Annotated in this window: 12 protein-coding genes and 1 pseudogene; 7 read left to right on the top strand and 6 right to left on the bottom strand. The window is 57.6% G+C overall.

Translation table 11 applies throughout. The features are described from left to right. A pseudogene (locus NW856_RS02490) lies at window positions 1-372 on the top strand (hypothetical protein); the annotation flags it as partial. 66 nt (window positions 373-438) lie between these two features. Further along, window positions 439-1,632, top strand: a complete 1,194-nt coding sequence (gene cbiE / locus NW856_RS02485) for a precorrin-6y C5,15-methyltransferase (decarboxylating) subunit CbiE (protein WP_414398920.1) — start codon at window positions 439-441, stop codon at window positions 1,630-1,632. 46 nt (window positions 1,633-1,678) lie between these two features. Here the strand turns inward: cbiE and NW856_RS02480 are convergent, their stop codons facing one another. Next, entirely contained in the window at window positions 1,679-2,281 is a 603-nt protein-coding gene (locus NW856_RS02480; protein WP_414332504.1) for an NYN domain-containing protein, read from the bottom strand. 302 nt (window positions 2,282-2,583) lie between these two features. Between NW856_RS02480 and sfsA the strand changes: the two genes are divergently transcribed. The 3 genes from sfsA (at window position 2,584) to xth (ending at window position 5,458) form a co-directional block, all read left to right on the top strand. Beyond that, window positions 2,584-3,303 (top strand): DNA/RNA nuclease SfsA, encoded by a 720-nt coding sequence (gene sfsA / locus NW856_RS02475; protein WP_414398919.1) that lies wholly within the window; start codon window positions 2,584-2,586, stop codon window positions 3,301-3,303. A gap of 97 nt (window positions 3,304-3,400) precedes the next feature. After that, window positions 3,401-4,660 (top strand): GTP cyclohydrolase II, encoded by a 1,260-nt coding sequence (locus NW856_RS02470; protein WP_414398917.1) that lies wholly within the window; start codon window positions 3,401-3,403, stop codon window positions 4,658-4,660. 12 nt (window positions 4,661-4,672) lie between these two features. Further along, a complete protein-coding gene (gene xth / locus NW856_RS02465) occupies window positions 4,673-5,458 on the top strand; it encodes an exodeoxyribonuclease III (RefSeq protein ID WP_414398916.1) in 786 nt (261 codons plus the stop codon). A gap of 157 nt (window positions 5,459-5,615) precedes the next feature. Here xth and NW856_RS02460 read toward each other — a convergent pair whose 3' ends face one another. The 3 genes from NW856_RS02460 to NW856_RS02450 form a co-directional block, all read right to left on the bottom strand. Next, window positions 5,616-6,038 carry a Spy/CpxP family protein refolding chaperone gene (locus NW856_RS02460; protein ID WP_414398914.1) on the bottom strand — a complete coding sequence of 141 codons (423 nt, stop codon included), beginning with the start codon at window positions 6,036-6,038 and terminating at the stop codon, window positions 5,616-5,618. Between the two features lie 109 nt (window positions 6,039-6,147). Next, window positions 6,148-6,498, bottom strand: a complete 351-nt coding sequence (locus NW856_RS02455; RefSeq protein WP_414343942.1) for a hypothetical protein — start codon at window positions 6,496-6,498, stop codon at window positions 6,148-6,150. Further along, entirely contained in the window at window positions 6,495-7,049 is a 555-nt protein-coding gene (locus NW856_RS02450; RefSeq protein WP_414398913.1) for a sigma-70 family RNA polymerase sigma factor, read from the bottom strand. The genes NW856_RS02455 and NW856_RS02450 overlap by 4 nt, the downstream gene beginning before the upstream one ends. Window positions 7,050-7,492: 443 nt before the next feature. Between NW856_RS02450 and NW856_RS02445 the strand changes: the two genes are divergently transcribed. Both NW856_RS02445 and msrA read left to right on the top strand, forming a co-directional pair. Further along, window positions 7,493-8,425, top strand: coding sequence for an ABC transporter permease (locus NW856_RS02445; protein WP_414398912.1), 933 nt, complete (start codon window positions 7,493-7,495; stop codon window positions 8,423-8,425). A gap of 81 nt (window positions 8,426-8,506) precedes the next feature. Next, on the top strand, window positions 8,507-9,175 hold the full coding sequence (gene msrA, locus NW856_RS02440) for a peptide-methionine (S)-S-oxide reductase MsrA (protein ID WP_414330118.1): 669 nt from the start codon (window positions 8,507-8,509) through the stop codon (window positions 9,173-9,175). A 16-nt stretch (window positions 9,176-9,191) separates the two neighbouring features. Here the strand turns inward: msrA and cysW are convergent, their stop codons facing one another. Together cysW and cysT are read right to left on the bottom strand one after the other, a co-directional pair. Further along, window positions 9,192-10,025, bottom strand: a complete 834-nt coding sequence (cysW, locus tag NW856_RS02435) for a sulfate ABC transporter permease subunit CysW (RefSeq protein WP_414350068.1) — start codon at window positions 10,023-10,025, stop codon at window positions 9,192-9,194. Then, window positions 10,015-10,827 carry a sulfate ABC transporter permease subunit CysT gene (gene cysT, locus NW856_RS02430; RefSeq protein ID WP_414330111.1) on the bottom strand — a complete coding sequence of 271 codons (813 nt, stop codon included), beginning with the start codon at window positions 10,825-10,827 and terminating at the stop codon, window positions 10,015-10,017. Before cysT ends, cysW begins: the two co-directional genes overlap by 11 nt. Window positions 10,828-10,904 lie beyond the last annotated feature (77 nt).

The raw sequence follows: 10,904 nt of genomic DNA, 5'->3' as shown, positions 1-10,904 counted from the left end.
GAGCGCTTTGAGGCCCAGATGGCCGAAATGCGGGCCGAGCGGCAGGCTATGGAAGCCCAACTCCAGACCGAAATCCAGGAGATCAGGGCGTTGATCCAACAGAACCAGGAGCGGATTCGACAGAACGAAGAGCGGGGAGACGAGCTGGAGGTGGCCATACAGGAGTGCCGCCGAGATATGCAGGCTGGGTTTGCCGAACTGAGGGAAGCGCAAGCCATGATGATGGAGCAATTTCGGGAGCGCGATGGCCGCCTGATCGAGGCTCAACTCAGCTTTATTCGGGAGATGCGGGAAATGCAACGGGAAGTGGCGGAGCTGCGACTGGATTTTCTCAATCACATGCGCCAATACCACCCACCTGTCGAACGTTAAATGGCTACGGCAGCACCTGGGCGGTCACCTCAGCTTGCGGTCGTAGGGGTAGCGGGGGATGGCTCTGTGGCTTCCTGGGGGATCCCCCCCCTTTCCCAAGCCAGGGTTTTGGCAGGAGCCCCTCATCTGCTCCGGCACTTTGCCGATCATCCGGCCCGCAAGATCCCGCTCACCGGGCCGGTGGAAAGTTGGATCCCGCTTTTGCAGCAGGAGATGGCTCAGGGATCCCTAGTTTTGTTGGCCAGCGGGGATCCGCTTTTTTTCGGGATCGGGCGGCTGTTGACGGAGTATTTCCCAGCGGAGCGGTTGGCCTTCTATCCGCAGGTGAGCTCGGTGCAGCTGGCCCTGAACCGCCTGCAGATCCCCTGGCAGGAGGCGACCATCCTCAGCCTGCACGGGCGGGGAGTGGAGCGGTTGGAAGCAGTTCTCAAGCAGGGATCCCCTGTGATCGTGGTGCTCACCGATCCGGAGCATACACCGACCGTCTTGGCCCAGTTCATTGCCGACCTGCGGCTGCCGGTGCGTTACCAAGCCTGGGTCTGTAGTCAACTGGGATCCCCTCAAGAACAGGTCGTGCCCCTCCAAGAAGGGGAAGACGCCGTTTTCCCCAGCCCCAACGTTGTGGTGCTGCGACGAGTAGAGCCGGAGCCAGATCCCCATCGCTGGCCTTTGGTCGGGATCCCGGACGACCAGTTCTACACCTTTCCCGACCAGCCCGGCTTGATCACCAAGCAGCCCATCCGCCTGCTCACCTTGGGATCCCTGCAGCTCCCCCAAGAGGGCGTGGTGTGGGATATCGGTGCCGGCACCGGCTCGGTGGCCATCGAAATAGCCCGCCTCTCTTCTCGGCTCCAGGTCTATGCTGTCGAGCGCAACGCCATGGGCATCTGTCTGATTCGGCGCAACCGGCAACGCTTTGGACTGGAGAACCTGCAGGTGATCCCGGGGGCAGCCCCCCAAGTGTTGGCCGACCTGCCAGATCCGGATCGGGTGGTGCTGGGCGGCGGCGGCAAAGGGATCCGCGACCTGCTGCCGGTGGTGGAAGCCCGCCTGCGGCCTGGAGGGATCTTAGTGGCCAACTTCGCTACCCTAGAAACCTGCAGTGAAGCCCTGCAATGGCTGCGTTCTCGGGGCTGGCAAGTTCGAGTAGATCACGTTCAGATCTCCCGCTCTGCCGTCCTGGCCGAGGGCACCCGCTTTGCCCCCCTGAACCCAGTTTACCTGCTGCAAGGGATCCCTTCAAATTGGAAAGCCCAGTAAGCCCCCCGTTGCTCTGCTTTCCCTTCTCCCTGTGGGGGAGGGAAAGTTATCCCTCGTCCTCCTCATCGGCGGTGAACCCCGGTCGGTACAGGTAGGCGGAGGAGGGACGGTTGGTCTTCTTGATTTGGTCTTTGATGGATTCCAGGTCGATGTAGCGATCCGCCAAGTTGATCAGTTGATCGCTGGTCATGGAACGCAGGCTAACCACCTCCACTCGCGCCCCTTGGTAGCTGACGGCATTGACCGCGTAGGCCAAGTCCCCATCACCGCTCACCAGCACAGCCGTCTCATACCAGCGCACCAGCGACAGCATATCCACGGCAATTTCCACATCCAGGTTGGCTCTCTTGGATCCATCGGGCAACTGGGTTAGCTCTTTGGTAACCACGCGGTAGCCATTGCGGCGCATCCAGAGCAAAAACCCCTGCTGCTTTTCGTTGTTGCGATCGACGCCGGTGTAGAAAAAAGAGCGCAAAAGGGGCGACCGACCACTCAGCGTCTTCAGCAGGCGGGTGTAGTCGATCTCAATGCCCAGTTGCAGAGCGGCATAGAACAGATTGGATCCGTCGATGAATATGGCCACACGCCCACGGTTGTCCTGCAAGGGATCCGCAGGCTGAAAGCCGGGATCAGGATCAAGACGCAGCATTCGGGTTTTCTTCTCCAAGTTTTGACAAAAGGGCAGAAAAAAGAGGTGTTAAATGGGTTTAATCGCCAATACAGCTCTTTCCGGCAGCACTGACTACAGCTAATGCAGACGCCTCTCTTGTGCGATAGGGATCTTACTGCTTCCCAAAGTGATCTGCAGAATTCCCATGAAGTCGGAAAAAGCCGTAAAAGGCTGCCCCAAGCCTTGGGACACATGATTCACCCTAGCGCAGGAGAGACGATCCCCGGAGAAGATTTCCAAAATCCTAAAGAAAAATACCTACGAAAGGAGAGGCTTTGGGGATGGAGTGCAGGGATGGGCCGGTACCTTACCGCTTTTCGAGCCCCTTGCACAGAGGGGTGCTGCGCAGCCGCTACAAGCGGTTTTTGGCCGATGTGGAGCTGGAAAACGGGCAACAGATCATCGCCCATTGCCCCAACACAGGGCCGATGAGTGGGGTCTGTCAGGTGGGGGCACCTGTGTACCTCTCCCATCACCCAGAGCCGAAACGGAAACTGGCCTACACCTGGGAGATGATCCAGGTGGATGGAGTATGGGTGGGGATCAACACCAGCTTGCCCAATCGCCTGGTGGACTGGGGGCTGGAGCGAGGGTGGTTTCCTCAATTGGCAGGGTTTTCTCGCCGGCAACGGGAGGTGACCTGCGGCAGGAGCAAAATCGACTTTCTGCTGACAGGAGACTCTGGCTCGGCCTATTTGGAGGTGAAGAATACCACCTGGGCTGTGGGATCCCGCGCGCTGTTTCCCGATACGGTGACCACCCGCGGCCAAAAACACTTGGAAGATCTGATCCAGATCCGCCAACAGGGGCAGCGGGCTCTGCTGCTGTACTGGATCAATCGCGCCGATTGCACCGAGTTTGCCCCCGGCGAAGAACGGGATCCCCGCTATGCCCGTCTGTTTCGTGAGGCCCTGCAAGCCGGAGTGGAGATGTTGCCCTATCGGGTCGAGGTTTCGCCGACAGGGATCCGACCCTTGGGTTTGGCCAAAATCGTTGTCTAAGCACCCCAAAAGAAGGGGCAAGCTCTCTTGAAACGGCTGGGGATCGCCTATAATTCTGTTTTCTCCAGATTCTTAGTTTTCCAAGCACTTGAGGACCATGAGCGAACCTTCCTCCCGTCCTCATCACATTGTTCTCACCTCCCATCCCTCCCCTTATGGGACGCAAGCCCAGCCGATTCGCTGGGGATCCTTGGATCCACTGCAGCGGGGGCCGGTGGTGGGTAGCCTGACCAATCTTGCCCATCGCAATGTCATCGGCACCCATGCGGGAGCCTACGCTGTCTATCGGGCATTGGCTGTGGCCAGTGGCTCTTTGCAGGCGGATCACCGCGCCGATTTAACCCATACTGCCCCGGTGGTGTCGATTGGCCCTCACCCAAGCTGGGGAGATCCAGACCGGATTGTGTCTTTGGATCCCTGGGGAGCAGTTGTGGGAGAAGTCTTTGCCCCTCTCTATGCCCAGGGCTACGATATTCGCCCTACTATTGCCATTACTCAGGCCCACATCCACATGCCCGAACTGCAGGAGGCGGTCAACAAAGGGCGGTTGCGGGTGGATGGCCGGATCCTCAAAGACAATGGCAGCCTGGTGGTCACCAAAGCCGCAATCGAGCCGGTCTGGTACCTGCCGGGGATCGCCAAACGATTGCAGGTGAGCGAAAGCCTGCTGCGCCGCACCCTCTTCGAGCAGACGGGAGGCATGTTTCCAGAATTGGTGACTCGCCCAGACCTATCGGTGTTTTTGCCGCCCATCGGTGGCCAGACGGTGTACATCATCGGGCAAGTGGCCGCCATCACCGACCCGGCCTTGCCCCTGGCGGTGCGGGTTCACGACGAATGCAATGGTTCCGATGTGTTTGGCTCGGATATTTGCACCTGCCGCCCCTATCTGGTGCATGGCATTGAAGAATGCGTTAAGACGGCCCAAGCCGGTGGAGCCGGGGTGATCGTGTACCTGCGCAAAGAAGGCCGCGCCTTGGGGGAGGTGACCAAATTTTTGGTCTACAACGCCCGCAAGCGCCAGGAAGGAGGGGATCGGGCCGATGCCTACTTCACCCGTACCGAGTGTGTGGCAGGGGTGCAAGACATCCGCTTTCAGGAGTTGATGCCGGATGTGCTCCATTGGCTGGGCATAACCCGAATCGATCGCCTGATTTCCATGAGCGACCTCAAGTATCGAGCCATCACCAACTCCGGCATTGAGGTTCTGCAGCGGGTGCCCATCCCAGAAGAGCTGATCCCGGCGGATGCCCGTGTGGAGATCGAGGCCAAAAAAGCTGCCGGCTACTACACTGAGGGTGAGGTACTGGATGCGGAGCGGCTGGCCCAAATCCGAGGAAGAGCCTTGGTGGAGTGAGCGGGATCCCTCATGCAAGTGGCCACCTGGAATGTCAACTCCATTCGCACCCGGCTGCCTCAGGTTTTGGCTTGGCTGGACAGCCAGGGATCCCTGGATGTGCTCTGCCTGCAGGAGACTAAGGTGGTGGATGAAGACTTTCCCCGGGCGGCCTTTCAGGAGCGGGGCTTTCATGTGGAGGTCTACGGGCAAAAGTCCTACAACGGTGTGGCTCTGATCAGCCGGGATCCCCCGGAAAAAGTAGAACGGGGGTTTGGTGCGCTGCTGCCTTCGGCGGCAGATTTGGACAAGCAAAAGCGGCTGATGAGCGCCATCTACCGCGGGATCCGTATCCTCAACCTTTATGTGCCCAACGGTGCTGAGGTGGGATCGGAAAAATATGCCTACAAATTGCGTTGGCTGGCCACACTGAAGGATTACCTCGCCGTTGCCCTGAGCCAAGGGGATCCCATCTTGCTCTGCGGGGACTTTAACATTGCCCTGGAAGATCGGGATATTTATGATCCCCAAAAAGCCGGAGAAATCATGGCTTCCGAACCGGAGCGACAAGCCCTGCGGGAGATCCTGGCTTTAGGGTTTGAAGATGCGTTTCGCAGGTTCACCCCAGATCCCGGCCATTTTAGCTGGTGGGACTATCGCTCGGGGGGGTTTCAAAGGAATCGCGGCTGGCGCATTGATCATCATTATCTGTCTCGTGAGCTACAGGAGAAAGCCACCGCTTGCTGGATCGATGTTGAGCCACGGCGGGCCGAAAAACCCAGCGATCATGCCCCTGTCATTGTTGCCCTGGATATTTAAGCGCCTTGTTATAGTCATTTCAAGCTAGGTTGAGACACTCCCCAAACGCTCCCTGCCACTGCCTTCACCCCTTCTCTCAGAGGAAGAGGGGAGCCAGGCGGAAATGTTTCATTCCTGTTTAAATGACCATAACAGCTCATACCAACCAGCCATCCAATTAAAATGGAGCGGCCTCTTCGAGAATTTTCAGCAGGTGTTGCCGCTGTTCTGAGCTGAGGACCTGTCGCATTTCCAGAACTGCCTCAAAACGTTTGGCATTTACTTCTTGGCTTAGCTGTTGTACCCGCTGAAATTGAGCTGCCACTTCTGACTCAGGGGCATCGCCGACCAGCAACTCCCGCAATCGACCGCGGGCTGCCCTCCACTCCAAAATGCGCTCCAACAACTCTTCCTGTTTGCGGTGGCGGATCTGCTGCAATTGCCGCAACTGCTCGTCGGAGAGGTTCAGCTCCCGCAAATTGCGAGCAAAGGGGCGGCGCAAATCCATCATTCGCAGGGGGCGGGGTTGGCCCATCACCGGTTCACCCAGGGATCCCAGGTAGAGTGGCAAAATGGGGATCCAAATCCAAGCATTTCTCATGGTTCTTTGCAGGCTTTTTCTAAGAATCTGACCAAGAATCTGACCAAGGTCTCAGAAGTCTCAGCGGTGTAATGGTCAATGAAGGGGGATATTCGTGAGGCTGATGGATTTAGGATCCCTCTGGATCGCGTTCTATCCACCAAGTTTCGGTTTCTGTTCCCTCTGGGCTCAGCAAGCTTCCCCAAGTGCTCACCAAAAAACTTTCTAGGGCTTCGGTCTCCTGGGCCACCACCTGTACCTGCCAGCGCTGATAGCCAATCCAGCCCAGCAAAGCGCCCGCCAAAAGGGAGATGCCAACCCAACGCCAAGGGTGCTTGAGCCGGCCATGAAGTGGATGAGTCGCCACAACTTGAAGGATCTGCTCCTCCAGCCCAGAGGCCGCAGGGGGAGGGAGGGGGCGATATTGACGCAAAAAGTGGCGCAGCCGCTCGTCTGCTAGGGGGTTGGGGTGCTCACTCATGGGGTAATGCCCTCCTGAAGTAGGTGTTGACGGATGGTGGCACGGGCGTGAAACAGCCGGGACTTCACCGTTCCCACCGGGATCCCTAAAATCTCGGCGATTTCTTTCTGGGGCAGATCTTCTAGGTCGTGCAGAATCAGAAACATTCTGTGTTCAGGGCTAAGCTGAGCCATGCCTCGCTGTAAAGCCTGTTGGTAGTACAGGTGCATCAAGTCGGGGCCAGGGTGAGCGACATCCGATCCGAGGGCCAGGTTTTGGATTTGGGAGCGTTGCCGGGCGCAGCGCCGTCGCTGATCTGAGGCCACATTCCAGCAGATGCGATACAGCCAAGTGGAAAACTGGGCCGAGCCGCGAAACCGAGGCAACCCTTTCCAGGCACGAATAAACACTTCCTGTACCAGGTCATCCAAAAGATCGGCTCCACACAAGGGATAGAGGATATTCCGTACCGACTGCTGGTATTTGCGGTAGAGTTGGCGAAAGCTCTGGCTGTTGCCGTTGAGGCAGCGCTGGATCAGCTCCCAATCGGATGTATCCTTTGCCGCCTGCACGAGAGGACGCTCCCTTGTTCTCAACCTTGCTTTGTCTGACTCCCAATGCCCCCAAAAGGTTCAAAGGATCCCTGTCTACGATGGCCCTCCACTTCCCGCCAAGCAAGATATGGTCGTTTAGGCTAGAGTGAGATACCTGGGCTATACGAGAAAAGCCTTATGGCCCCATGCATTATTGCTCCGCAGCGCTGACGCGACGACGCGACCAATGTTTTAGGTGTGGGTGCAGTGTCCTAGTTTGAGTCGAAATGACCATACCGGCATCTTCTGATTGCCGTTTTCCCTCAAAGGATACCCGCCGGCAGGTGTAGACAAGCCAATCCCTCTTGCCTGTTCGCACTTTCTCAATCCCAATTCTGTTGAATTCTATTGGCTCGTCGACCTACAATTCCAATAACACCAAAAAGAGGGAATGAAAAGCTGATCTTCATGCCTGCCTGGCCATGGCCAAAACAACTCAGATAACCGATAAACCCGATCTGTTTGGATTCCTCTATCATCACCCGACGCTCATCCTTGCCATTCTGTTGGGGCCACCTCTCATTTGGTTACTGGTCTTTTACTTGGGGCCGCTGCTGGCGCTGCTGCTGCAAAGTTTTTATCATCTGGATCCCTTTACCGGCCTGATCCTGAGAAAGTTTACTTTGGCCGCCTATCGAGAGCTGCTCACTCCTGCCAGCGTGGATATCTTTGTCCGCAGCTTGACTATGGCTTTGGCAGTCACTTTGGCTGCCATTGTGTTGGCTTTTCCTCTGGCTTATACCATGGTCAGACTGGCCTCTCCTCGCTGGAAGGGCTTTTTGTATTTGTTGGTGCTCCTACCGCTTTGGTCTAGTTATTTGGTTCGGGTTTATGCCTGGAAGTTGATCCTGGCCAAAGAAGGGATCCTTACCTATCTACTCACCCATGTGGGCCTACAGGGCTGGGTGGAAAAGATTTTGCAGTTGCCCGGGATCGGTGGGCCATCGCTGGCTGTATCCAACTTGGGTATTTTCTTGGTGTTTCTCTATGTTTGGCTGCCCTATATGATTCTGCCGATCCAGGCGGCTTTGGAGCGAGTGCCCGATAGCTTAATTGAGGCTTCTGCAGATTTGGGAGCTCAGGGTTGGCAAACGTTCCGCCATGTTACTCTTCCCCTCGCCTTGCCAGGGATCCTGGCCGGGTCGGTCTTCACCTTTTCCTTAACGCTAGGAGATTTTGTGGTGCCTTATTCTCTGGGCAATTCCAGCTATTTTATCGGGCAGGCAGTTCTCGCCTTTCAGGGCACCTCTGGCAACATTCCCTTGGCGGCAGCCTTCACGGTTGTGCCGATGGGGATCATGACCGTCTATCTGCTAGTGGCCAAGCGGCTGGGGGCTTTTGAATCGGTGAGCTGACCCGATCAAGGATTTTTCCAACACATGAGGAGCCAACTGAGCTAGACTGGTAACTGTTAACGAATGTATCGGGCTGTCCCTATGGTGCTCTTTGGCTTTGGCAAACTTGGCAAGAAACTGTCCCTGCCCAAACCGGAAGAAGCCTTGCCGGGCCGGGCCGAGCCGATGGTGATCGTGAATCGGCATTTTGTCAATGGCCATCCGCTGCAGCCGCCTTTTCCCGAGGGCATGGAGCTGGCCATGTTCGGCATGGGCTGCTTCTGGGGGGCAGAGCGCAAGTTTTGGCAGGTGCCAGGGGTGTTCAGCACAGCGGTGGGCTACGCTGGCGGGTTTACCCCCAACCCCACCTACGAAGAGGTCTGTACTGGCCTGACTGGCCACAACGAGGTGGTGCGGGTGGTTTACGACCCAGCTCAGGTCAGCTATGCCCAACTGCTGAAGGTGTTTTGGGAAAATCACGACCCTACCCAGGGGATGCGCCAAGGCAATGATGTGGGCACCCAATACCGCTCCGGCATCTATGTGTATTCTCCGGCGCAGCGGGAGCTGGCGGAAAAAACCCGCGATCTCTATCAGCAGGCCCTGACCGCCCACGGCTACGGCCAGATCACCACCGAGATCTTAGACGCGCCTGAGTTTTACTACGCCGAAGACTACCACCAGCAATATCTGGCCAAGAATCCGCGCGGCTACTGCGGCCTGGGGGGCACTAAGGTTTGTCTGCCGGAGATCCTCACCGAGCCCGTCTGATCCACACCCTGACGGATCAAAAGATCCGGCGGGAATGGGATCCCCGCTCAAGGAACTCCCTAGCCACTAGGGTTACCACCGCCAGCAAGGAGAGCACCACCGCCGCCGCATAGGCTGAGCCGGTGGCATAACTGCGGTAGGCATCTTCCACGAACAGGGGCAAGGTCTGGGTGCGGCCAATGATGTTGCCGGAAACCACAGCCACAGCGCCGAACTCCCCCATGGCGCGGGCATTGGTCAAGATGACGCCGTACAGAAGGCCCCAGCGGATGTTGGGCAGGGTGATTCTCCAGAAGATCTGCCAGGGGGTCGCCCCCAGCGTTTTGGCGGCTTCTTCCTGGTCGGTGCCTGCCTCCTCCAACACCGGCAACACTTCCCGCGCCACAAAAGGAAGGGTGATGAAAGCCGTTGCCAACACAATGCCCGGAAATGCAAAGATAACCCGCAAGTTCCAGGATCCCAGCCAACCCTGACGCCCGAAGATGAGCACCAGCATTAGGCCAGCCACCACCGGGGAAATGGAAAAGGGCAGATCGATCAGGCTCAGCAGCAGCGCCCGCCCCGGAAAACGCCGATGAGCAATGGCCAAGGCAGCACAGAGGCCGAAAAAGGTATTGAGGGGCACAACGACCAGGGCGGTTAGCACCGTCAATCGCAGGGCACTGAGCAACTCCCGCTCTGTCAGGCGATGGAGAAAGGCTGGGATCCCTTCTCGAAACGCCTGATAGAAGATGTTCACCACCGGGATCCCGAGCAGCAGCGCGATGTAAAGCCCGACGATCCCGATCAACAGGCCCGACAGCCATGTTGAGGGCTTCGGTTTGACACCTGCTACCTCGTCAGGTTTCATGGCGACTTCCCCAGGCTTGCAGAAGGTTAATTACCACCAGCGACAGGAAAGAGATCCCCAACATCACCGTTCCGATCACCGTTGCCCCGGCATAGTCGTGTTGTTCCAGCCGCTGAATCACCAGCACCGCCGCAATCAAGTCCCGAAAGGGAATGCTGGAAGCAATGATCACCACAGAGCCGTATTCCCCAACGGCGCGGGAAAACCCCAGGGCCACCCCGGTGAGCACTGCCGGCAGAATCTGGGGCAGCACCACCCGTCGGAAGGTCTGAAAGCGGGAAGCCCCCAAACTCCAGGCTGCCTCTTCCACATCTTTCTCCAGCTCCTGCAACACCGGCTGCACCGTCCGCACCACAAAGGGAAAAGAAATAAACAGCATCGCCACCCCCACCCCCAAGCGGGTAAAGGAGATGCGGATCCCCAAGGGGGCCAAAAGGGATCCAATCCAGCCGTTGCTGCTGTAAACCGTTGCCAGGGTGAGGCCGGCCACGGCGGTGGGCAAAGCAAACGGCAGATCGATCAACCCCTCGAGAAGCTTTTTGCCGGGGAAGGCGTAGCGCACCAGCACCCAGGCAGTCAGGGTGCCCATCACGCCGTTGATCAGAGCCGCCAGCAACGCGGTTACAAAAGTAACTTCATAGGCGGAGAGGGCCACGGGATCCGTCGCGATCCGCCAAAACTCCGCCCAGCCCACGCTGCTGGACTTGGCAATCAAGGCAGCCAGCGGCAGAACCAACATCAAGAAGAGATAGCCCAGGGTCAGCCGCCACGGCCAAGACAGTTGAGACAAAGCTTGCAGCAACGTTTCTCAAGCTCCCACCGGCATTGCGGTCATTTCGGTTTTTTTGTCGTTTTTTTTGACGGGAAAGGCTTTCACCA

This window comes from Synechococcus sp. R3-13 (assembly GCF_047462195.1).
Classification (GTDB): Bacteria; Cyanobacteriota; Cyanobacteriia; order Thermostichales; family Thermostichaceae; genus Thermostichus.
This window is presented reverse-complemented; position numbering and strand designations above follow the sequence as displayed.